17 protein-coding genes, 1 pseudogene and 1 riboswitch are annotated in these 21698 nt (G+C 73.5%); of the genes and pseudogenes, 4 read left to right on the forward strand and 14 right to left on the reverse strand.

Annotated features, from left to right (window positions below):
* Nucleotides 1-40: 40 nt before the first annotated feature.
* Nucleotides 41-769: an ATP-binding cassette domain-containing protein gene (locus LRS74_RS08915; protein ID WP_277740506.1), complete on the forward strand. Its 729-nt coding sequence runs from the start codon at nucleotides 41-43 to the stop codon at nucleotides 767-769.
* Nucleotides 751-2220, forward strand: a complete 1470-nt coding sequence (locus tag LRS74_RS08920) for a hypothetical protein (RefSeq protein ID WP_277740507.1) — start codon at nucleotides 751-753, stop codon at nucleotides 2218-2220. The genes LRS74_RS08915 and LRS74_RS08920 overlap by 19 nt, the downstream gene beginning before the upstream one ends.
* Before the next feature lie 16 nt (nucleotides 2221-2236).
* Here the strand turns inward: LRS74_RS08920 and LRS74_RS08925 are convergent, their stop codons facing one another.
* From LRS74_RS08925 to rpsB, 9 genes are all read right to left on the reverse strand, one after another.
* The gene (locus tag LRS74_RS08925) at nucleotides 2237-3259 is read right to left on the reverse strand and encodes an ABC transporter ATP-binding protein (protein WP_277740508.1); all 1023 of its coding nucleotides are present in this window, start codon (nucleotides 3257-3259) and stop codon (nucleotides 2237-2239) included.
* The gene (locus tag LRS74_RS08930; protein ID WP_277744665.1) at nucleotides 3259-4872 is read right to left on the reverse strand and encodes an iron ABC transporter permease; all 1614 of its coding nucleotides are present in this window, start codon (nucleotides 4870-4872) and stop codon (nucleotides 3259-3261) included. The genes LRS74_RS08925 and LRS74_RS08930 overlap by 1 nt, the downstream gene beginning before the upstream one ends.
* 167 nt (nucleotides 4873-5039) lie before the next feature.
* On the reverse strand, nucleotides 5040-6131 hold the full coding sequence (locus tag LRS74_RS08935; protein WP_277740509.1) for a thiamine ABC transporter substrate-binding protein: 1092 nt from the start codon (nucleotides 6129-6131) through the stop codon (nucleotides 5040-5042).
* Nucleotides 6127-6231: riboswitch (TPP riboswitch) on the reverse strand. Its footprint overlaps the gene before it by 5 nt.
* Before the next feature lie 198 nt (nucleotides 6232-6429).
* The gene (gene rlmN, locus LRS74_RS08940) at nucleotides 6430-7542 is read right to left on the reverse strand and encodes a 23S rRNA (adenine(2503)-C(2))-methyltransferase RlmN (RefSeq protein ID WP_277740510.1); all 1113 of its coding nucleotides are present in this window, start codon (nucleotides 7540-7542) and stop codon (nucleotides 6430-6432) included.
* Nucleotides 7543-7709: 167 nt separating this feature from the next.
* The gene (locus LRS74_RS08945) at nucleotides 7710-8846 is read right to left on the reverse strand and encodes a phosphatidate cytidylyltransferase (protein WP_277740511.1); all 1137 of its coding nucleotides are present in this window, start codon (nucleotides 8844-8846) and stop codon (nucleotides 7710-7712) included.
* Entirely contained in the window at nucleotides 8846-9403 is a 558-nt protein-coding gene (frr, locus tag LRS74_RS08950) for a ribosome recycling factor (RefSeq protein ID WP_277740512.1), read from the reverse strand. Before frr ends, LRS74_RS08945 begins: the two co-directional genes overlap by 1 nt.
* A gap of 126 nt (nucleotides 9404-9529) precedes the next feature.
* The gene (gene pyrH / locus LRS74_RS08955) at nucleotides 9530-10312 is read right to left on the reverse strand and encodes a UMP kinase (protein ID WP_277740513.1); all 783 of its coding nucleotides are present in this window, start codon (nucleotides 10310-10312) and stop codon (nucleotides 9530-9532) included.
* A 184-nt stretch (nucleotides 10313-10496) separates the two neighbouring features.
* A complete protein-coding gene (tsf, locus tag LRS74_RS08960) occupies nucleotides 10497-11333 on the reverse strand; it encodes a translation elongation factor Ts (protein ID WP_277740514.1) in 837 nt (278 codons plus the stop codon).
* Nucleotides 11334-11443: 110 nt separating this feature from the next.
* Nucleotides 11444-12328: a 30S ribosomal protein S2 gene (gene rpsB, locus LRS74_RS08965; protein WP_277740515.1), complete on the reverse strand. Its 885-nt coding sequence runs from the start codon at nucleotides 12326-12328 to the stop codon at nucleotides 11444-11446.
* 1048 nt (nucleotides 12329-13376) lie between these two features.
* Between rpsB and LRS74_RS08970 the strand changes: the two are divergent.
* Nucleotides 13377-13967 (forward strand): annotated as a pseudogene (locus tag LRS74_RS08970) (M23 family metallopeptidase); the annotation flags it as partial.
* A gap of 1180 nt (nucleotides 13968-15147) precedes the next feature.
* Here LRS74_RS08970 and LRS74_RS08975 read toward each other — a convergent pair.
* The 4 genes from LRS74_RS08975 to LRS74_RS08990 all read right to left on the reverse strand — a co-directional run bounded on the left by LRS74_RS08975 (nucleotide 15148) and on the right by LRS74_RS08990 (nucleotide 19724).
* Complete coding sequence (locus LRS74_RS08975; protein WP_277740516.1) at nucleotides 15148-15705, reverse strand: TetR/AcrR family transcriptional regulator; 558 nt, start codon at nucleotides 15703-15705, stop codon at nucleotides 15148-15150.
* A gap of 74 nt (nucleotides 15706-15779) precedes the next feature.
* Complete coding sequence (gene whiG, locus LRS74_RS08980) at nucleotides 15780-16616, reverse strand: RNA polymerase sigma factor WhiG (protein WP_144381731.1); 837 nt, start codon at nucleotides 16614-16616, stop codon at nucleotides 15780-15782.
* Between the two features lie 174 nt (nucleotides 16617-16790).
* On the reverse strand, nucleotides 16791-17921 hold the full coding sequence (gene dprA / locus LRS74_RS08985; protein ID WP_277744666.1) for a DNA-processing protein DprA: 1131 nt from the start codon (nucleotides 17919-17921) through the stop codon (nucleotides 16791-16793).
* A gap of 183 nt (nucleotides 17922-18104) precedes the next feature.
* The gene (locus tag LRS74_RS08990) at nucleotides 18105-19724 is read right to left on the reverse strand and encodes a YifB family Mg chelatase-like AAA ATPase (protein ID WP_277740517.1); all 1620 of its coding nucleotides are present in this window, start codon (nucleotides 19722-19724) and stop codon (nucleotides 18105-18107) included.
* A gap of 239 nt (nucleotides 19725-19963) precedes the next feature.
* Here LRS74_RS08990 and LRS74_RS08995 point away from each other — a divergent pair, with 239 nt between their 5' ends.
* Nucleotides 19964-21160, forward strand: a complete 1197-nt coding sequence (locus LRS74_RS08995) for an IS110 family transposase (RefSeq protein WP_277740518.1) — start codon at nucleotides 19964-19966, stop codon at nucleotides 21158-21160.
* A gap of 8 nt (nucleotides 21161-21168) precedes the next feature.
* Here the strand turns inward: LRS74_RS08995 and LRS74_RS09000 are convergent, their stop codons facing one another.
* Entirely contained in the window at nucleotides 21169-21570 is a 402-nt protein-coding gene (locus LRS74_RS09000; protein WP_277740519.1) for a YraN family protein, read from the reverse strand.
* Nucleotides 21571-21698: the final 128 nt, after the last annotated feature.

Raw genomic sequence — 21698 nt, forward strand, 5'->3', positions numbered from 1 at the left:
GGGGGAACGGACACACATCAGTCGAACCGAGGTGCTCTGCATGGTGGCCCCGCCGGACAACGACGTGCTCTGGGCACGCACCCTCACGTACGCGTACCGCGGCTCACCCGCCCTCGTCGGTGTCTCCCTCGGCGCGCGCGAGGGCGAGATCCTCACGGTGCACGGCCCGCGCGGAGCCGGGAAGACCACCCTCCTCAAGTGCCTGTCCGGCCAGCTCGCCCCCGACCACGGCGAGGTGTGGTTCAACAGCCGCCCCGTGCACACCCTCTCCACGGCGCGCCGGGAGCGGCTGCGGCGCGAGCGCTTCGCCTGGATCGGCAGCGAGCCGGCCCTGGTGCCCGAACTGACGGTCTGGGAGAACGTCGCGCTGCCGCTGATGCTGCGCCGCGCGGGCCGCCGCGTCGCGAAGCACACCGCGCGGGAGTGGCTGGACCGGCTCGACATCGGCGACCTGTGGCGCGCCCGGCCGGCCGCGCTGCTCCAGTCGCAGCGGCAGCGTGTCGCCATCGCCCGCGCGCTGGCCGGTGCCCCCGCGGTGCTGTTCGCCGACGAGCCCACCGCCCCGCTGCACCGCGCGGACCGGGGACAGGTGCTGCGGACGCTCACCGCCGCGGCCCGCTCGCACGGCATCACCGTGCTGCTCGCGACCCACGACGAGGAGGCCGCCGAGTTCGCCGACAGCGCGGTCACCCTGGTGGACGGCCGCCGGGTCGGGGCGATCCCGGCCCCCGACGCGGAGGGCCGAGGCGCGTGCTCAGTCTCCGCCTAGCCCGCGGCACCCACCCGCTCGTCCTGCTCCGCCGGCTGCTGGTCACCGCCGCATCGGCGGGCACGGGCTTCCTGCTGCTGTGCACGCTGGCGTACGCGGCCGCGCACCCCGCGGAGGCCGGCCACGCGCTGCTGCGGCTGCTGTGGTGTCTCATCCCCCTGTCCGCGACGGTGCAGCTGGCCGTCGCCGTGGCGCGCACCGCCTTCGGCGCCCGCACGCACCGAGGGCTGACCGCCGCCGGTTTCGGACCGGCCCGCCACACGCTGCTCGCGGCGGCCTCCACCGCGCTCTTCTGCGCCCTGGGCAGCGCGCTGGCGCTGCTGGCGTTCCTGGCCGTGCGGGGGCACTTCGGCGGCTGGCGGCCGTCGGCCCGGCTGGTCGCGGAGTTCGGCGACGGCGGCCCGCTCCCGTTGGGCGCGGTGCTCATCATGGTGGCCGTGGCCCCGTTGACGGCGGCCGGGGCGACGGCGGTGTGCCTGCGGCCCCCGACGTCGAAGTCCCCGCGCGGCCCCGTCGGCCGACGCCGCGAAGCGGCGTTCGCGCGGGTCCTGTCGGCCGGCCGGCCGGCTCCGCTCCCCCAGCCCGCCCTGACGGGAGGGGAGGTGACGGAGCCCCAGCCGCTGAGCGAGGCAGTCGGCGGGCCGCGGGCGACGGCGGCCGCTCCGCCCCCGGGCGACGCGACGGGTCGGGAGGCGGCCGCGCACGACGAGCCGCACGAGGGGACGTCGCGGCAGGGCGCGCCGCGGGACGGGGCGGCGCCCGAGGCACCCCGGCCGGCCCCGGCGCCGCTCGACCTCGCCGCCCTGCTGCCGCCGGCCCCCGAGCCGCCGTCCGCGGCCACGCTGGCCGGACTGCCCTGGGGCACCACGCTGATCGCGGCGGGCCTGGCGCTTGAGGCGTACACGGCGCACGAGAGCCCCGACGCCACCAGCGACCTGCTGCCCTTCCCGGGCCCGGTCGCCGGGAGCCCGCCGGGCATCGTCGGCGGCTGGGCGCTGACCGTGCTGGGGCTGATCCTGGCCGGCCCGGGTCTGACCATCGCCTGCGGCCGCCTGCTGGCCGTCTGCCGGCCCGGCGCCCTGCGGCTGCTCGCCGGCCGCGCCCTCCAGGAGGAGGCCGGGCTCATCGGCCGCCCGCTGGGCGTGCTGTGCGCCGTCGCCGCCGGTGCCTACACCGTGGTCGAGCTCTACGGCCCGGCCCTGCGCTCCGCAGGCCCGCTCACCGGCCTGGGCGCGGCCCTCGTCATGATGTGCACCACCGCCGCCGCGCTCACCGCGACGCTCCACGTGAAGGCCGTACGCGAACCCACCACCGCGGCGCTCCGGCAGCTGGGCACCTCCCGCCGCGTCCTGCGCACCGCCGCGACCCTCCGCGGCGCCGCGCTCCTCACCCTCCTGGCGGCCTTGACCTGGGGGATCGCCGAGCTCATGACCCTGCCGCTCACCCGCTGAACGAAAAGCCGCCCGGCTACCTCAACACCACGACGTCCTCCGCCTCGAAGGCGACCCGCACCCGCGCGCCGGCCTCCGGGGCGTCCCGCAGCGCACAGGACGCCTCCAGCCGGGGCCCGGCCTCGGGTTCCAGCAGCAGGGCGACGTGGTCGCCCCGGAAGGTGCGGCCCGCCACCGCGCACGGCAGCCCGTCGTCGGCGGCGGTCAGCCGTACCCCGGCGGGGCGCACCAGGAGCCGGCACGGGCCGGCCGGCGACCCGGCGGGCACGGGGATCGGCCCCCAGGGGGTGTCGGCGACGGCCTCGCGGACGGTGGCCTCGACCACGTTGTCGAAGCCGAGGAAGCGCGCGACGAACTCGGAGGCGGGCCGCTGCCACACCTCCAGCGGGGTGCCGGTCTGGGCGATCCGACCGCTCTCCATCACCACCACCCGGTCGGCGAGCGCGAACGCCTCGCCCTGGTCGTGGGTGACCGCCAGCACCGTGGTGCCGAGCCGGTCGAAGAGCTGGCGGAGTTCGACGACGAGCCGCTCGCGCAGGGAGCGGTCGAGTTGGCCGAGCGGCTCGTCCAGCATGAGCAGCCGCGGCCGCGGGGCCAGCGCCCGCGCGAGCGCCACCCGCTGTTGTTCGCCGCCGGAGAGCGCGGCCACGGCCCGCCGTTGGGCGCCCGGCAGGCCGACCAGGTCCAGCAGTTCGGCGACCGTGCGTTCCCGCTCGGCGCGCGCGACACGCCGCATGCGCAGCCCGAAGGCGACGTTGCCGCCCACGTCGCGCTGCGGGAAGAGCTGATGGTCCTGGAACATCAGGCCCACCCCGCGCCGGTGGGTGGCCACGCCGCTCTGGTCCCGCCCGGCGAGCCAGACCCGACCGGCGTCGGCGCGCTGCAAGCCGGCCACCACGCGCAGCAGGGTGGACTTGCCGCTGCCGCTGGGGCCCAGCACGCACACGGTCTCCTGTTCGGCGACCTCCAGGTCCACCGCGTCCAGCACCGCGCGGTCGCCGAAGCGCACCGTCACCCCGTCAAGTCGCAGCGAGGCCATCAGAACTCTCCCGAACGGTCGGTGCGGATGCGTTCCAGTGCCAGCAGCGCCACCGCGCACACCAGCATCAGCAGGGTGCTCAGCGCCATCGCCTGCCCGTAGTTGAGCTCGCCGGGCCGGCCCAGGAAGCGGGCGACGGCCACCGGCAGCGTCGGGTTGTCGGCGCGGGCGATGAACACCGTGGCCCCGAACTCGCCGAGCGAGACGGCGAAGGCGAAGCCCGCCGCGATGCCCAGCGCCCGGCCGACCAGCGGCAGGTCCACTTCGCGCCAGGCGCGCAGCGGGGAGGCGCCGAGCACGGCGGCGGCCTCGCGGAGCCGTGCGTCGACCGCGCGGAGCACCGGCAGCATGGTCCGTACGACGAAGGGCACGCCGACGAGGGCCTGGGCCAGCGGCACCAGGATCCAGGAGGCGCGCAGGTCCAGCGGCGGCTCGTCCAGCGCGATGAGGAAGCCGAAGCCGACGGTGACCGCGGAGGTGCCCAGCGGGAGCATCAGCAGGGCGTCGAAGCCGCGCACCAGCCGTCCCGCGCGGCGGGTGAGGGCGGCGGCCGCGAGCCCGCCGACCAGCAGCGCGATGAGGGTGGCGACGGCCGCGTACGTGAGGGAGGTGCCGATGGCCTCCACCGGGGGCTCCAGGAACATCCCGCCACTGTCGGCGGCGGAGCCCAGGGCGCGGTAGTAGCCGAAGCCGTAGCCGTCGGGGGTGTCGAGGGAGCGCTCGACCAGCACCCCGAGCGGCAGCAGCACCAGGAGCACGACCGTGAGCAGCACGCCGCCCAGCAGCGCCCACTGGCCCGCCCCGCGCGGGCGGCGGGCGGTCAGCGCCGGGTCGACGAGCCTGAGGGCGCTCTCTCGGCGGCGCACGGTCCAGGCGTGCACTCCCAGCAGCGCGGCGACGGCCGCGAACTGCACCAGGGTGAGCACGGCGGCGGCCGGCAGGTCGAGCAGATGCGCGGTCTGCCGGTAGATCTCCACCTCCAGGGTGGCGTAGTGCGGTCCGCCGAGGATCTGGATGACGCCGAAGGAGGTGAAGGTGAAGAGGAAGACCATGAGGGCGGCGGCGGCCACCGCGGGGCCGAGCGCCGGCAGGGTCACCCGCCGCCACGCCCCGAGCCGGCTCGCGCCGAGCACCCGCGCGGCCTCCTCCTGGCGCGGGTCGAGCTGGGCCCACAGTCCGCCGACGGTCCGTACGACGACGGCGTAGTTGAAGAAGACGTGCGCGAGCAGGATCGCCCACACGGTGGTGTCGAGCCGTACGCCCCACATCTCGTCGAGCAGCCCGCCGTGGCCCAGCAGGGCCAGGAAGGCGCTGCCGACGACGACGGTGGGCAGCACGAAGGGCACGGTGACGACGGCGCGCAGCAGTTGCTTGCCGGGGAAGTCCAGCCGGGCGAAGACGTAGGCGCCGGGCAGCGCGATGAGGAGGGTGAGCCCGGTGGAGGCGGCCGCCTGCCAGGCGGTGAACCACAGCACGTCGAGGATGTGCGGGTCGGCGAGCGCCTCGCCGACCCTGCCCAGCCGCCACCGGCCGTCCTCCTTCAGGCCGCGGGCGACGATGGCGGAGACCGGATAGCCGAAGAAGACCGCGAGGAAGGCGATCGGCACGGCCATCAGGCCGCAGCGCACCGCCGCGCCGCGCGGATCGCGCTCGCGCGGGGCGGCGGTTCGGGGCGCGCGCAGCCGTGTGCCGGCCTCACGGCCGGCCGCAGTCCCGTCGGGCCGTTCCGGCCCGGCGGGCGTGCCGGGCCGGACCGGAGCGGCCTTGGCGGGGTCGTTCCCTACAGAACGAGGGAAGACCATGACTTGATCCACCGCTCACGGTTCTCGGCGATCTTGCCGGGTTCCATGGTCTGCGGCTTGTCGACCGTGACTCCGAAGTCGGAGTAGATCTTCGGGAGCTTGGCGCCCTCGACGACCGGGTCCACGAACATGGTCAGCGGCATGTCCTCCTGGAACCGCTTGCCGACCATGAAGTCCAGCAGCGCCTTGCCGCCCGCCTCGTTCTTCGCGCCGGCGAGCAGGCCGGCGAACTCGGTCTGGCGGAAGCAGGTGCCGGTGGCGACGCCGGTCGGCGCCTTCGTGGGCTGCGGCTTGGCGAAGTACACCTCGGCCGGCGGGCTGGAGGCGTAGGAGACCACCAGTGGCCGGTCGCCGCCGGCCTTCTTGCCGCCCGAGGAGCCGGAGAAGCGCGCGTTGTACGCCTGCTGCCAGCCGTCGGTCACCTCGACGCCGTTGTCGCTCAGCTTCTTCCAGTAGTCCTCCCAGCCGTCGTCGCCGTAGCGGGCGGCGGTGCCGAGCAGGAAGGCGAGGCCGGGCGAGGAGGTGGCGGGGTTCTCCACCACCAGGAGGTCCTTGTACTCCGGCTTGACCAGGTCGTCGAAGGACTTCGGCGGGGTGAGCTTCTTGTCGGCGAAGTACTTCTTGTCGTAGTTGACGCAGACGTCGCCGGTGTCGATCGGGGTGACCCGGTGCTCGCCCTTGTCCAGCTGCACGGCGTCGGGGATCCGGTCCAGGCCCTTGGCCTCGTACGGGGCGAACAGGTCGTTGTCGAGCGCGCGGGACAGCAGCGTGTTGTCGACGCCGAAGAAGACGTCGCCCTGCGGCTTGCCCTTGGAGAGCACCGCCTGGTTGACGGCGACGCCCGCGTCCCCGCTCTTGAGCACCTTGAGCCGGTAGCCGCTCTCCTCCTCGAAACGCTTCTGCGCCTCGGGGGAGATCTGGAAGGACTCGTGGCTCACCAGGACGACGGTCTTGGAGCCGGCGCCACCCTTCGCGTCGGAGTCGTCGTCCGAGCCGCAGCCGGTCAGGGCGGTGGCGCCGAGCGCGCCGAGAAGGGCGGTGCCGATGGCACGCCGAAGGATGGTGTTCATGGTCGAGCTGACTCCCTACGCCGGTATGACCCGGATCAGGTCCGAGGGTCTGCGGCCGTGCCGCACTCTCAGCGCTGTGTGCGCTCCCCTGTCGGAATGTTCATTTGTGCGAATGCACCGTATCAGCCGGTGCGGGCGGGAACGGCCGGCGGTGAAGCCCGCCCCGTAGGCGGCCGTACGGGCGGGCCCGGCACCGGGCCGCCCCTGCGGCTCGCGCGCGGCGACGGGCCCGGCGACGGCCTGCCCCCCCGGGGCGTCCTCGGCCGCGGGCGGGCCCGGCGCCCCCTGCCCGCGCGGGTCAGCGCTCGGAGGCCGCCAGCTGCCCGCAGGCGCCGTCGATCTCCTGGCCACGGGTGTCGCGCACGGTCACCGGCACGCCGTGGGACTCCAGCGCCGCCACGAACGCGCGCTCGTCCTCGGGCCGGGAGGCGGTCCACTGGGAGCCGGGGGTCGGGTTGAGCGGGATCAGGTTGACGTGCACCCGCTTGCCCTTGAGCAGCCGGCCCAGCAGGTCACCCCGCCACGCCTGGTCGTTGATGTCGCGGATCAGGGCGTACTCGATGGAGACCCGACGGCCGGACTTCTCGGCGTACTCCCAGGCCGCGTCGAGCACCTCGCGGACCTTCCAGCGGGTGTTCACCGGCACCAGGGTGTCGCGCAGCTCGTCGTCGGGGGCGTGCAGCGAGACCGCGAGCCGGCACTTGAAGCCCTCGTCGGCGAACCGCAGCATCGCCGGGACCAGGCCCACGGTGGAGACCGTGATGCCGCGCTGGGACAGGCCCAGGCCGTCCGGCTCGGGGTCGGTGAGCCGGCGGATGGCCCCCACGACCCGGTTGTAGTTGGCCAGCGGCTCGCCCATGCCCATGAAGACGATGTTGCTGAGCCGCGCGGGGCCGCCGGGGATCTCGCCGTCCCGCAGCGCCCGCATGCCGTCGACGATCTGGTGCACGATCTCGGCGGTGGACAGGTTGCGGTCCAGGCCGGCCTGGCCGGTGGCGCAGAACGGGCAGTTCATGCCGCAGCCCGCCTGCGAGCTGATGCACATGGTGACCCGGTCCGGGTAGCGCATCAGGACGGACTCCACCAGGGTGCCGTCGAAGAGCCGCCAGAGCGTCTTGCGGGTGGTGTCGTTGTCGCAGGAGATGTGGCGGACCACGCTCATCAGGTCGGGCAGCAGCTCGCCGGCGAGCTTCTCGCGCGAGGCGGCCGGGATGTCGGTCCACTCCGCCGGGTCGTGGGCGTACCGCGCGAAGTAGTGCTGCGAGAGCTGCTTCGCGCGGAACGGCTTCTCGCCGATGGCGGCGACGGCCTCACGGCGCTCGGCGGGCGAGAGGTCGGCGAGGTGCCGCGGGGGCTTCTTGGCTCCGCGCGGGGCGACGAAGGTGAGCTCACCGGGTGCGGGCGGTGCCATGGGCGGAAACTCCTCAGTACGACTGGCCGGGCGATCCCCGCTGTCGCGGGGCAGGCGGCTGGATGACGCCGACGCCCGGCGATCTCACGGGGGCGTTCCCGTGGCCGCGGGGCCGGAAAAGGGCCCGCCGCAGAAGCGACGGGCCCTTCCAGGGTACCGGGCGCGGTTCAGCCCGCCCCGACGAAGATCACCAGCAGCAGCCACACCACCGGCGCCGTCGGCAGCAGCGAGTCCAGCCGGTCCATGATGCCGCCGTGGCCGGGCAGCAGGTTGCCCATGTCCTTGATGCCGAGGTCCCGCTTGATCATGGACTCGCCCAGGTCGCCGAGGGTGGCGCTGACCGCCACCGACAGCCCCAGCAGCAGGCCCTGCCACCAGACGCCGTCCTCGACCACGTACTGCATGCACAGCGCGCCGGCCACCATCGCGAACGCCACCGCGCCCAGCAGCCCCTCCCAGGACTTGCCGGGGCTGATCCGGGGCGCGAGCCTGCGCTTGCCGAAGCGCCAGCCCACGGCGTACGCGCCGGTGTCGCTGACCACGGTGAGCAGCAGGAAGGTCAGCACCCGCTGCGGACCGTCGTCGGCCGCCAGCATCAGCGCCACGAACGTGGCCAGGAAGGGCACGTAGAAGGCCGCGAACACGCCGGCGGTGACGTCCCGGAGGTAGTTCTCAGGAGGCTCGGTCATCCGCCACACGAGCACCGCGAGCGCGGTGAGCGCGACCGCCACCCACGCCCCCTCGGCTCCGCGCACATAGCCGGCGACGACCATGGCGACGCCGCCGACGGCGAGCGGGATCAGCGGGGCCCGGATCTCCTTGCGCTCGGACAGCCGGGAGGTGAGCTCCCAGAGCCCGACGACCACGGCGAGCGCTATCACGCCGATGAACGCGGGCTTGTAGACGAAGAGCGAGGCGACGATGACCGCGCCCAGCCCGACGCCGACCCCTATCGCCGCCCGCAGGTCGCGGCCCGCGCTCTTCTTCGCGGGCGCGGGCTGCGGTGCGGGCTCCGACGGCCGCGCGGCCGGATCCGAGGGGGATCCGGGCGAGCCGGGCGGCTGCGGCGACTGGTGCGACCGGTTCGCCGAGTCCGGCTCCTCACGGAACAGGGGGCCGCTCAGCCGAGCGGCCCCCAGGTCACGGTCGTCCTGGTTTCCGCCTGCGTGGGGCACGGTGGGCATGGGCCGAGTCTGCGCCGCCTCGCCCACCTGATGCGCGGGACCCGCCGAGACGGCGGGACCCTGGTCGGTCGGGCCCCAGTATCCGGCGCGCGGCGGGGCTCCCCAGGAAGAGTCACTCATCAGACTTCGAGAAGCTCGGCTTCCTTGTGCTTCAGCAGCTCGTCCACCTGTGCGACGTACTTCGCGGTGGTGTCGTCGAGCTCCTTCTCGGCGCGGCGGCCGTCGTCCTCGCCGACCTCGCCGTCCTTGACGAGCTTGTCGATGGACTCCTTGGCCTTGCGTCGGACGCTGCGGATCGAGATCTTCGCGTCCTCGCCCTTGCCCTTGGCGACCTTGATGAACTCCTTGCGCCGCTGCTCGGTGAGCTCCGGGAACACCACTCGGATGATGCTGCCGTCGTTGCTCGGGTTGACGCCCAGGTCCGAGTCACGGATCGCCTGCTCGATGTTGCGCAGCGCGCTCTTGTCGAACGGGGTCACCACGGCCATCCGCGGCTCCGGCACCGAGAAGGACGCCAGCTGGTTGATCGGCGTCATCGCACCGTAGTAGTCCGCCACGATCTTGTTGAACATCGCCGGGTGCGCACGCCCGGTGCGGATCGCGGCGAAGTCCTCCTTGGCGACCACAACGGCCTTCTCCATCTTCTCCTCGGCCTCGAGGAGGATCTCTTCGATCACCACTTGCTCCTGGTGTTATGGGTAAGCAGAGCCTCGCCCCTGCGTGCGTCTTCTCCTGCACGGTGTCCGACCGGCAGGCCGTTGTCCATCCCCGTAACGGGCTGTGTACGAGCGGTGTCGGCCCGACTAGGACCGAGTGCCCTGGTCGCTCACGAGCGTGCCGATCTTCTCACCCTTGACCGCGCGGGCGATATTGCCCTCGGCCAGCAGCTCGAAGACCAGGATCGGCAGGTTGTTGTCCCGGCACAGGGTGATGGCGGTGGCGTCGGCGACCTTGAGGTCCCGCGCGATCACCTCGCCGTACTCCAGCGCGTCGAACTTCACCGCGTCCGGGTTGGCCTTCGGGTCGGAGTCGTAGACCCCGTCCACGCCGTTCTTGCCCATGAGCAGCGCCTCGGCGTCGATCTCCAGGGCGCGCTGGGCGGCGGTGGTGTCCGTGGAGAAGTACGGCATGCCCATGCCCGCGCCGAAGATCACGACGCGTCCCTTCTCCAGGTGGCGCACGGCACGCAGCGGGATGTACGGCTCCGCGACCTGCCCCATGGTGATAGCGGTCTGGACGCGGGAGTCGATGCCCTCCTTCTCCAGGAAGTCCTGGAGCGCCAGGCAGTTCATGACCGTGCCGAGCATGCCCATGTAGTCCGAGCGGGCCCGGTCCATGCCGCGCTGCTGCAGCTCGGCGCCGCGGAAGAAGTTGCCGCCACCGATGACGATGGCGATCTCGGCGCCATCCCGCACCACGGCGCCCACCTCACGGGCGATGGCGTGCACGACGTCGGGGTCGACGCCGAGCCCGCCGCCGCCGGAGAACGCTTCTCCGGACAGTTTCAGCAGGAACCGGCGGCGCTTGGTCCGACCGTCGGTGCGCTTGTCGTCGGCGGCCAGTGTGGCGTCCGCACCCTGATTCATTGGAGATCTCCTCGTGCACATACCAAGAAGGCCATTGCCGGATGGGTCTTTGTTCGACCTCTGCGGCAATGGCCTCCTCGTCACATCTGCGGCCGGCCGGAAGACGGCCGGCTGCGTACGACCCTATAGGGGCCGCACACCGATCGCTGCCCGCGTGGGCTCAGGCGTCGCTGCCCTGGTGGGCTCAGGCGCCGACGCGGATGCGCGCGAAGCGCTTCAGCGAAACGCCGGCCTCGGCCAGCACCTTCTCGACGGACTTCTTGTTGTCCTTGGCGAACGGCTGGCTCAGCAGCACGCTCTCCTTGAAGAAGCCGTTGACGCGACCCTCGACGATCTTCGGCAGGGCGGCCTCAGGCTTGCCCTCCTCACGCGCGGTGGCCTCGGCGACGCGACGCTCGTTCTCGACCGTCTCGGCCGGGATCTCGTCCTTGGTGAGGAACTTCGGCGCGAAGGCGGCGATGTGCTGCGCGACGTCCTTGGCGGTGTCGGCGTCGGCCTTGTCCAGCTCGACCAGGACACCGACCTGCGGCGGCAGGTCCGGGCTGGTGCGGTGCATGTAGGCGTAGACGAAGCCGTCCGCGTACTGCGCGAAGCGGTCCAGGACGATCTTCTCGCCGAGGGTGGCGTTGGCCTCGTCCACGAACGCCTGGACGGTCTTGCCGGCCTCGATCTCGGAGGAGAGCAGGGCCTCCAGGTCGGCCGGGGAGCCCTTGGCGACGTGGGCGGCGAGCGCGTCGGCGACGGCCACGAACTTCTCGCCCTTGGCGACGAAGTCGGTCTCGCACTTCAGCTCGAGCAGCACACCGGAGGTGTGGTCGTCGGCGATGAGGGAGACGACGGCACCGTTCTCGGCGCTGCGGCCCTCACGCTTGGCCACGCCCTTCTGGCCCTTGACGCGCAGGATCTCGACGGCCTTCTCGACGTTGCCCTCGGCCTCGTCCAGCGCCTTCTTGCAGTCCATCATGCCGGCGCCGGTGAGCTCGCGGAGCTTCTTGACGTCAGCGGCGGTGAAGTTCGCCATGGTCTGTGAATCTCTTCTCGAAAGTCTCGAAAGTCTGAGAGGTCAATGCTCTACGGGTGGACGGCGGGGGCGTGTCGCCCCCGCCGTCAGCAACCGCGAGGTATTGAGGTTCAGGCCTGCTCGGCGTCGGCGGCCGGGGCCTCGGCGGCCTTCTCGGCCTCAGCGGGCTTCTCGGCCTCGGCGGCCTTCTCGGCCTCGGCGGCAGCCGGCTCGTCGGCCTTCTTGTCGCCCTCGAGCAGCTCGCGCTCCCACTCGGCCAGCGGCTCGCCCGCGGCCTTGTCGCCCTTGCCGCCCTCGGCGACACCGGAGCGGGCCATCAGGCCCTCGGCGACGGCGTCGGCGATGACGCGGGTGAGCAGGGTGACGGAGCGGATCGCGTCGTCGTTGCCCGGGATCTTGTAGTCGACCTCGTCCGGGTCGCAGTTGGTGTCCAGGATCGCGACGACCGGGATGCGCAGCTTGCGCGCCTCACCGACGGCGATGTGCTCCTTCTTGGTGTCCACGATCCAGACGGCGCTCGGCACCTTCTGCATCTCGCGGATACCACCGAGGGTCTTCTCCAGCTTGGCCTTCTCGCGGGAGAGAACCAGCAGCTCCTTCTTGGTGAGGCCGGAAGCGGCCACGTCCTCGAAGTCGATCTGCTCAAGCTCCTTGAGGCGCTGCAGACGCTTGTAGACGGTCGAGAAGTTGGTGAGCATGCCGCCCAGCCAGCGCTGGTTGACGTACGGCATGCCGACGCGGGTCGCCTGCTCGGCGATGGCCTCCTGCGCCTGCTTCTTGGTGCCGACGAACATGATGGAGCCGCCGTGCGCGACGGTCTCCTTGACGAACTCGTAGGCGCGGTCGATGTACGACAGCGACTGGAGCAGGTCGATGATGTAGATGCCGTTGCGCTCGGTGAAGATGAAGCGCTTCATCTTCGGGTTCCAACGGCGGGTCTGGTGCCCGAAGTGGACGCCGCTCTCCAGCAGCTCCCGCATCGTGACGACGGCCATGGCCGTACTCCTTTGAGGTACTCGGTTCCGCGACGGCCGGGCGGCCGTCACGCCTGACGCCCCGACGCGCCATGCCGCGGAGCTCCGAGCGGAGCCTGCCGAGGACCGAGGAACGCGACCACCGGTTCTGCGCCGGTAGCGGGGCGTGCGAAGTCGACCCGGTGACCCGGATCGCCATAAGAAGTGTACGGGACCGTCGCTGTGCTGGGTGACGGCGATGTCCACAACCAGCGAGTAGTCCCCAGATCTCACCCGACCTCCCCACACCCCGCCCCCACTGGGTCACCCTGCGGACATGACCCATACCCCGCGCGCACGGACACCACGGCGAACCCGCGTGAGCGACGCGCTCCGCACCGACCACGGTCACCGAGGCCACGCCCCGCGCGGCCGCGCCCCGGGCGGTCGGGGCGGGGGCGGTCGGGGCGGGGGCGGTCGCGCCCCGTGCGATTGCGCTCCGGACGGTCGGGGGCGGGGCGGTCGCGCCCCGGGCGATTGCGCTCCGTGTGATTGCGCCCCGGACGGTCGGGGCCGAGGCGGTCGCGCCCCGGACAGTCTCGCCCCAGTCGGTCGTACCCCGAGCGGTCGTACCCCGAGCGGTCGGAGACCGGGCCGTCGGAGCGGGGGCGGTCAGCCGGTGGGCGGGCGGACCGTGGGTGGTCAGCCGGTGGGTGGTCAGCCGGCGGGTGGCCGGAGCGTGGGCGGTAAGCCGGTGGGCGGTCAGCTAGCGGGCGGGCAGCCGGTCGGTGGCCGGAGCCCAGGCGTCCGGCGCCCGGGCGGGCGGGGTCCGACGGGCGTCGTGGCGCGCCGGCCGGCGCGGGGTGACGCTCTGCCGACCCCGCGCCCGACGGCTCTCCGCGGGGTGGGGGCGGCGCGGGGCGGCGCGCCCGTAGCGACGGCAGTGTCTGGGGCCGGGCCGGCGCGGGCCGGCGCACCGTGGCCCGCGCGGCGCGCCGCGCGGGGGACGGCGGGGGCGGCGGGGGTCGACACGCGCCGCGCGATGCCGGTGCTCGCGCACAGGGCGGCGCGCGCCGTCGGGGCGGCACTGATGGGCCTGAGCGTGCTCATGGTGCTGGTGGTGCCGCTCGCGCTGGCGCCCCGGTCCGCGGCGTACGCGACACCCGCCGGGGCCGCGGCGGGTGTCGAGGCCGCCGCGGCCGGCGAGGCTGCCGAGACCGCCGGCGACGGGGCCGAGGGGGGCCGTTCCTGGCCGGTCGGCGGCCGTCCGCCGGTCCTGCGGGGCTGGGAGCCGCCCGACTCGCCCTACGGCCCGGGGCACCGTGGCGTGGACCTGGCGGCCTCTCCGGGTGAGCCGGTGCTGGCGGCCGCCCCCGGTCGGGTGTCCTTCGCCGGCCGGGTGGCGGGTCGCGGAGTGGTCTCCATCGAACTCGACGGCACCGGCGCCCCACCGCTGCGGACCACCTACGAGCCCGTGCGAGCGAGGGTGCGGGAGGGCGAGGCGGTGGAGGCGGGGCAGGTGGTGGGGGTGCTGGAGCCCGGCCCGTTCCACTGCGCGGTCGGCTGTCTGCACTGGGGTCTGCGCCGCGCCGATCGCTATCTCGACCCGCTCTCCCTGCTGCCCCCGTGGCTTCTCCGGCGCGGCCCCTCCCGGCTGTTGCCGATCTTCGACGTGCCGCAGGGCGCGCCGCTGGTGCCGAGCGGGGGCTCGGCGGCAGGAGCGGTGTGGGCCGGCGCCACGACGTTCGACCCGGATCACCCCGGAGGCGCCTTTATGCCCCGGACCCGGACCGCCGCGGGCGCCCAGCCGACAGGCTGCGCGGACCTGGCCCCGCCGGCGATGCTGGCCGGCGCCGCGGCCTGGGCCCGACGCCGCCTGCACCGCCCACCGACGCGCCGGAACGCCCGGAAGCCGCGACGGGCGCCCGGCCGAGCCCGCCTCCGACCACCGTCGGGGATACCCGCGGGTCAAGCAGGTACAGGTCCGAGACGGATACGCGACCGGCGTGAGCGTCACCCCGAGCATCCAGCCGACCAGCGGCGACACCCGACCACCGAGCCGCCGGCCGGGCGGCGCTTCCACGGCGTCGCGCGGGCCGTCGGCGGTGAACGCGGCGGCCACCGGCGCCGCGGCCCACATCGCCCCGTACACCCGTTGCCGGTGTGCGACCGCACGGCGTCACGCCGCCCGACCACCGGGCCGCCGGCCGACCAGGGGGCGTCCGGCCACCGAGCCGGCGGGGCCGCCGCCGCCCGGGTCAGCCACACCCGGAAGCGGCCGGGCCCGCCGGGCGTAAGAGCGCGACGGCAAGCCAGACCGCCGACGCAGGGCGATGAGCGCGGCCGCAAGACAAGCGGCGGGGCCAGGGGCGCACGACACAGACACCCGCCAGAGGCAGGCACGACGGCAGACCGGAACGGGCAACGCCCGCTCGAAGACCGCTGACACCCGCCACCAGGGCAATGGGCACCGCCCGCCAGACGAAGCGACCAGGCCCCCACACGGCGGCCACTCCGACACCGCGGGCCCTCACAGGGCCGAGGCCCCAGGCGAGGGGGCTAGGCCGGTCCCCTCGAAAGCGGGACCCTGACGATGGGCCTGTGAGACGCCGGCTGAAGGCGGCCCCCGGCGGACAGAGCCGGGTCAGCCCCCACGTCGCGGAGGGCCACCGCCAGGTGCGAGCGCAGTGACAAGACCGCAACGACCAACGGCCACTCCAGCACCGCGGGCCCCGACAGGGCCGAGGCCTTGGGCGATGGGGCTCGGCCGGTCCCTCGAAAGCGGGATCCTGGCAAAGCGGGACCCTGGCGATGGGCCTGTGGGGTGCCCGCTGGAGGTGCCCCCGGCGGATAGAGCCGGGTCAGCCCCCCACGCCGCGGAGGGCCATGGCGACGGCGGCCTCGGTGATGGTGGCCGGGTCTTCGGCGGCGCCGAGCTCGATACGGCGGACGGCGGCGTCGACCACGCCCTGGAGCAGCATCGCGGCCAGCCGTGGCTGCTCGTGGCCAAGGGTGCCGAGGGCCTCCACGACCATGGCGACGAGCCCGCCGTGGGCCGCGCGGATCTTCTCCCGGGCGCCGGCGTCCAGTTCCAGCGCGGAGATCGCGACCACGGCCCGGTGACGCCGGTCGCCGACGAGGGTCAGCTGCTGGCGCACATACGCCTCGATCTTGTCCTCGGGCGTGTCGGCGCGCTCCATGGCGGCTTCGACCTCGGCAGCCCAGACGGGGAAGTCGACGGCACACAGCTCTTCGACGACGGCAGCTCGGGAGCGGAAGTACTCGTAGACCGAGGACCGCGCGAGGCCCGTGCGCTCGGCGAGAGCGGGGAAGGTCAACGCCTCCGTTCCACCCTCGGACAGCAGGGAGCGGGCGGCGTCCAGCAGGGCGCCGCGCTGCATCGTCCGGTGCTCAGCCACTGAGGCCGCTCGAATCCTTGGCACATGACCACTTTACGGAGCACCCGGCCGAGGGGCGATGTTGGAGGGACGATTCAGCGTCCGAGGTCCTGCAGTTTGGCTCGCAACTGCAGCACGGACTTGGTGTGGATCTGGCTGACCCGGCTCTCGGTCACGCCCAGGACCTGCCCGATCTCGGCCAGCGTGAGCCCCTCGTAGTAGTACAGGGTGACCACCGTCTTCTCCCGCTCCGGGAGCGTGTTGATGGCGCGGGCCAGCAGCCGGCGCAGCTCGCGGTCCTCGGCCACCTCGACCGGGTTGTCGGCGGCGGTGTCCTCCAGGGTGTCCATGAGGCTCAGTCCGTCGCCGCCTTCGCCGCCGACGTGCAGCATCTCCTCCAGCGCCACCACGTTGGCGAGCGACAACTGGCTGAAGAGTCCGTGCAGTTCGTCCAGCGAGATCTGCATCTCGGCGGCGACCTCGGCTTCGGTGGGGGTGCGGCGCAGCGCCGCCTCGAGCGTGGCGTAGGCGCGCTCGACCTCGCGCGCCTTCTGGCGGACCGAGCGCGGGATCCAGTCCAGGGCGCGCAGTTCGTCGATCATGGCGCCGCGGATCCGGGTGATGGCGTAGGTCTCGAACTTGATGGCCCGTCCGGGGTCGAACTTCTCGATGGCGTCGATGAGTCCGAACACGCCCGAGGAGACGAAGTCCGCCTGCTCGACATTGGACGGCAGCCCCACGCTGACCCGACCCGCCACGTACTTCACCAGCGGCGAGTAGTGCAGGATCAGCTGTTCCCGCAGTCGCTCGTCACCGGTGGCCTTGTACGTCCGCCACAGCTCGTCCAGCGATGAGGGCGCGGCGGGGCGCACGACACCGCGGGCAGCGGACGGCGCTGCCGTGCGGTCAGACCCGGAGATGTGCTGGGGCATTCGTCGCCTTGTGCCGTTCTGCGGAGATGAAGGTGTGGGGGTTGGAGTGCTGCGTTCCCGCCAGAAGCCTTGTGAGCGTAGCGTGACGGAGGCGTCGCGTTAAGCGATGAGACGCGATTGCGTGGTGTGGGGATACGGTCATCGCCCCAACCCTTTCACCCGATTGCCCCAAATTCAGGGACCGCCTCGCCGTGGGCCGCCCCGCTGACCGCCGGCGTGGTTCAACTCCCATCGGTCGCCCTGTCGGTTGACGAATCCCAGCGCGAGCAGCTCCTGGAGCCGGCGGAGCGCCTCGTCGCGACCGGTCCCGGAACCCCGGGCCACCTCGTCCACCTCGTTGCCGCCCCGTGCCGACAACGCTTCCAGGACGCGCGCCGTCACGGGATCGAGCGCGTCGCGTGCCACCACGGGTCCGCGCCGCTCGGGGGGCGGCTCCTCCCCCACCCGCCCGACCAGCTCGGTCACGTCCGCAGCGTCGGTCACCAGAACGGCTTCTCCGCGCAGGAGTTCGTGCACCCCCGCGGAGAGAGCGCTGGTGACCGGGCCCGGCACCCCCATGACGACGCGGCCCAGGTCCCGGGCGCGGCGCGCGGTCACCAGGGACCCGCTGCGGTAGCAGGCCTCGACCACGACCGTGCCACGGGTGAGGGCCGCGATGACCCGGTTGCGGAGCACGAACCGGCCGCGGGTGGGGTGGGCACCCGGCGGCAACTCGGCGAGGATCAGACCCTGTTCCGCGATGCGGGCGATCAACTCGGCGTGGCCGCGCGGGTAGGGCACGTCCACCCCGGAGGCGAGCACGGCGACGGTCGTCCCGCCGGCGGCCAGCGCCCCCCGATGCGCCGCCCCGTCCACGCCGTGCGCCGCACCGGAGGTGACCACGAAGCCGCGCTCGGCGAGCCCCGCGCCGAGGGTGGTCGCGACCCGCGCGCCGTAGTCGGTGCAGGCCCGGGCGCCGACCACGGCGACCGACCGCAGCGCCCACAGCCGCAGCGACGCCCTGCCGCGGACCCACAGGCCGACCGGTCGGGCGTCCCCGAGGTCGTCCAGTTGTCGGGGCCACTCCAGGTCGCCGGGGCAGACGAAGGCGCCGCCCAGCCGGGCGATGGCGGCGAGGTCGGCCGCCGGGTCGAGGTCCGCGGCGCGGAGCGCGCAGCCGGCCAGTCGCCGCGGGCCCGCCCCGACCGGGGGCGCCGCCTCCCCGGTGAGCGCGCGCCACAGCTCCACGGGCCCGAGCTCTCGCAGCCACCGCCCCACCGTGGCGTCCCCGGGCTCGACCAGGCGGGTGAGCGCCGCCCGCGCCATCCGCTCCTGATCGGCGACCTCGGGCACCCCGACCTCTTCCAGCACCCCGGCCTCCTCCAGCACCTCCACCTCCTCAGACACCTCCACCTCCTCAGACACCTCGGACACCTCGGACATCGGCTCCGGTGGGCGCCGCGCGCGGCGGGCCCGGCCGGGTCCGGCGGTTCTCCCGCGCGTGCCGGGTCACCAGTCCGCCCCGACCGGCATGCCGCGGGTGACGCCGGTGCGCAGCTCCAGAGCCCGGACCACGTCGTCGTGAGTGGGGCGGTCGTGGCCGGCGAGGTCGGCGATCGTCCAGGCGACGCGGAGCACCCGGTCCAGGCCGCGGGCGGTGAGCAACCCGCGCTCCAGATCGACCTCGGCCTCCCGCAGGGCGTCCGGCGCGACCGGCCAGCGCGTCCGCAGCTCATGTCCCGGGACCTCGCTGTTGGTGCTCCAGGGGGTGGCGGCGTAGCGGGCGAGGGAACGCTCCCGGGCCTCGCGCACCCGGGCGGCCACCCGGGCGGTCGGCTCGCTGTCGCCAGGTGGGCCGGCCAGCTCGGCGCGGCTCACCGGCGCCACAGGGACCCGCAGGTCGATCCGGTCCAGCAGCGGGCCGGAGAGCCGGCCCTGGTAGCGGCGGATGGCCATGGGTGTGCAGTCGCAGCCGTCGCCGACCAGTGAGTAGCGCCCGCAGGGGCAGGGGTTCGCGGCGAGCAGCAGCAGGAACCGGGCGGGCATCCGCATCATGCCCGCCGACCGGGCGATCACCACATGCCCGGACTCCAGCGGTTGCCGCAGCGCGTCCAGCGCCCGGCCGCTGAACTCGGGCGCCTCGTCCAGGAACAGCACTCCCCGGTGGGCCAGGGAGACCGCGCCCGGCCGCGGCATCCCGTTCCCGCCGCCGACGAGGGCGGCCATGGTGGCCGAGTGATGCGGGGCGCAGTACGGCGGGGTGTCGACCAGGGGCTTGCCGGGCGGTAGCACCCCGGCCACCGAGTGCACGGCGGTGACCTCCAAGGCGTCCTGCGCGGCGAGCGGAGGCAGCAGTCCGGGGAGCCGCTCGGCGAGCATGGTCTTCCCGGCACCGGGCGGGCCCAGGAAGTACAGGTGGTGCGCCCCGGCGGCGGCGACCTCCAGGGCCCTGCGGGCCGCGTGCTGCCCGGCCACATCGGCCAGGTCCGGCTGGCGGGGGTCGCCGGCGACCCGGGTCAGCACGCCGGTGCCGGTGCCGGCCCCGGCAACGGTGAGCCCGGCCAGCATCGCGTCCGGCCGTCCGCTGTCGGCCGGCTCCGGTTCCTCCGGCACCGGCTCGTCGGTCAGCACCGCGATGAGCTGCCGCAGGCTCCGTACGCCCAGCACCGAGACGCCGGGGACCAGGGCTGCCTCGGCGGCCGTCTGCTCGGGGACGACGACCTGGCGATACCCCGAGTCGGCCGCCGCCAGCACCGCGGGCAGCACCCCGCGCACCGGCCGCACCCTGCCGTCGAGGCCCAGCTCGCCGATGAGCACCAGATCGGCGATCTCACGCGGGTCGATACGCTCCGCCGCGCCCAGCACCGCGCAGGCCACCGCCAGGTCGAAGCCGCTGCCGGCCTTGGGCACGGAGGCCGGGCTGAGCCCCACGGTGAGCTTCTTCTGCGGCCACTCGGCGCCGGAGTTGACCACGGCGGCGCGCACCCGGTCGCGGCTCTCGAACAGGCTCTTGTCCGGCAGCCCGACCAGGGTGAAGGCGGCCACCCCCGGCTCCAGGTCCGCCTGGACCTCCACCACCACGCCCTCGACGCCCACCAGCGCCACCGAGCAGGTGCGCGCGAACCCCATCAGGCGGCCCTACCTTTCAACTCACGGGTGAACCGCAGCCATTCGTAAGGTTGTGGCACCCAGGGGAGCGGGGTGTGGCTCTCAGGCTGGCTGCCGTTGTTCGTGGCTCCGGAGGCTTGGCCGCCCTGCTCCCCACGACGACTCGGCCGCCGATTAGGAAGTGCGACAAGATCGCTGTGTAGGGCAATGCCGGCGAGGTCGTCCGTGGTAGGCAAGGCAGGAACGACTTCGGGAGCACGATGAGCCGGATATGGGCCGGGATCGACTGCGGCAAGACCCACCACCACTGCGTCGCCATGGACGTCGACGGCAAGACCCTGCTGTCGCGCCGGGTGGCCAACGACGAGCCCGAGCTCCTGAAGCTCATGGGCGACGTCCTCGACCTCGCCGACGGCCGCGAGCTGACCTGGGCGATGGACATGACCGGCGGCGAGCCGGGTCTGTTGATCGCTGTCCTGGTCAACCACCTGCAGGAGCTGCTCTACATCCCCGGCCGCATGGTCAACCGGGCCTCCGACGCCTACCGGGGAGAGGGCAAGACCGACGCCCGCGACGCCCGGATCATCGCCGACCAGGCACGCATGCGCCGCGACCTGCAGATCATCCGTCCCGACGACGAGACCACGATCGAGCTGCGGCTGCACACCAGCCACCGCATCGACCTGGTCGCCGACCGCACCCGCACCATCAACCGCCTGCGGGGCACCCTGCTGAGCATGTTCCCCGCGCTCGAACGCGCCCTGGAACTCACCAACGCAGGTCCCCTGGTCCTCCTCACCGGCTACCAGACCCCCGCCGCCCTGCGCCGCATCGGCGTCAGTCGGCTCACCACCTGGCTGCGCAACCGCAAGGTCCGCGGCGCCGAAAGCCTCGCCAAGGCCGCCGTCGAGGCCGCCGAGCGGCAGCACACCGCCGTGGCCGGCGAGAAGGCCATCGCGAAGATGGTGCACACCCTCGCCAGGGAGGTGATGGCCCTCAACGAGAAGATCGCCGAGATCGACAAACTCATCGAGGGCCGGTTTCGCGAGCACGAACTCGCCGAGGTGATCCTGAGCATGCCGGGCATGGGGCCCAAGCTCGGTGCCGAGTTCCTGGTCGCCGTCGGCGGCAGCCTGGCCGGCTTCCCCACCGCGGACCGCCTCGCGGCCTTCGGCGGCGTCGCTCCCGCCCCGCACGACTCCGGCAAGACCAGCGGAAACCTGCGGCGCCCGCAGCGCTACCACCGGCGCCTGCAACGCGTCTTCTACACCTCCGCGCTGGTCAGCTCCTGGAGCGATCCCAACTCCAAGCGGTTCTACGACCGCAAGAGAGCCGAGGGCAAGAGCCACGTCCAGGCCGTCCTCGCCCTCGCCCGCCGACGCGTCAACGTTCTGTGGGCCCTCATCCGTGACCGACGGTGCTACCAAGTCACACCGCCCGTCACGCTTGCCGCTTGACAACAGCATTAGGAAGCCCCCCTGACGTGCTCGACGACGGGCGCGCCCCGGTCCGGCAGCACCACGCCCACCAAGTCGATCCGCACGCCGTCCGGCGGCGCGCCGCCACGACGCTGCAGCCAGCACTCGGCCAGTCGTCGCAGCCGCTCCCTCTTGCCGTGGGTGAGGGCCTCCATCGGGTGCTCGTACCCGTGTGACCTGCGGGTCTTGACCTCACAGACGACGAGGGTGTCGCCCTCGCGGGCGACGATGTCCAGCTCGCCCTCCCGGCACCGCCAGTTGCGCGCCAGCACCGTCATCCCGGCCTCGGTCAGCCGTCGGGCGGCCAGGTCCTCCCCGTACCGCCCGAGCGCTCGACGGGCCGCGTCCCGGCCGGGCGCGGGCGGCCTCGCCGAGCCTGTCGACCCCACCGTCCCCGGGCCCCGCGTCTCCCCCGGGCCCACCGTCGTACCCGAGCCCTGAGTCGTCCTCCCCGGGCCCACCACCGCCCCCGAGCCCTGAGTCGTCCTCCTTGGGCCCGGGGTCGTCTCCGCTCCCG

The organism is Streptomyces sp. LX-29, assembly GCF_029541745.1.
In the GTDB taxonomy this organism is placed as follows: domain Bacteria; phylum Actinomycetota; class Actinomycetes; order Streptomycetales; family Streptomycetaceae; genus Streptomyces.

What these genes read in the sequence shown, in the direction of transcription:
- LRS74_RS08915 (WP_277740506.1), top strand. Translation starts at nt 41, where the DNA reads ATGGTGGCCCCGCCGGACAACGACGTGCTCTGGGCACGCACCCTCACG.
- LRS74_RS08925 (WP_277740508.1), bottom strand. Translation starts at nt 3,259, where the DNA reads ATGGCCTCGCTGCGACTTGACGGGGTGACGGTGCGCTTCGGCGACCGC.
- LRS74_RS08930 (WP_277744665.1), bottom strand. Translation starts at nt 4,872, where the DNA reads ATGGCCGTGCCGATCGCCTTCCTCGCGGTCTTCTTCGGCTATCCGGTC.
- LRS74_RS08935 (WP_277740509.1), bottom strand. Translation starts at nt 6,131, where the DNA reads ATGAACACCATCCTTCGGCGTGCCATCGGCACCGCCCTTCTCGGCGCG.
- rlmN (WP_277740510.1), bottom strand. Translation starts at nt 7,542, where the DNA reads ATGGCACCGCCCGCACCCGGTGAGCTCACCTTCGTCGCCCCGCGCGGA.
- LRS74_RS08945 (WP_277740511.1), bottom strand. Translation starts at nt 8,846, where the DNA reads ATGAGTGACTCTTCCTGGGGAGCCCCGCCGCGCGCCGGATACTGGGGC.
- pyrH (WP_277740513.1), bottom strand. Translation starts at nt 10,312, where the DNA reads ATGAATCAGGGTGCGGACGCCACACTGGCCGCCGACGACAAGCGCACC.
- tsf (WP_277740514.1), bottom strand. Translation starts at nt 11,333, where the DNA reads ATGGCGAACTTCACCGCCGCTGACGTCAAGAAGCTCCGCGAGCTCACC.
- rpsB (WP_277740515.1), bottom strand. Translation starts at nt 12,328, where the DNA reads ATGGCCGTCGTCACGATGCGGGAGCTGCTGGAGAGCGGCGTCCACTTC.
- whiG (WP_144381731.1), bottom strand. Translation starts at nt 16,616, where the DNA reads ATGCCCCAGCACATCTCCGGGTCTGACCGCACGGCAGCGCCGTCCGCT.
- dprA (WP_277744666.1), bottom strand. Translation starts at nt 17,921, where the DNA reads ATGGCGCGGGCGGCGCTCACCCGCCTGGTCGAGCCCGGGGACGCCACG.
- LRS74_RS08990 (WP_277740517.1), bottom strand. Translation starts at nt 19,724, where the DNA reads ATGGGGTTCGCGCGCACCTGCTCGGTGGCGCTGGTGGGCGTCGAGGGC.
- LRS74_RS08995 (WP_277740518.1), top strand. Translation starts at nt 19,964, where the DNA reads ATGAGCCGGATATGGGCCGGGATCGACTGCGGCAAGACCCACCACCAC.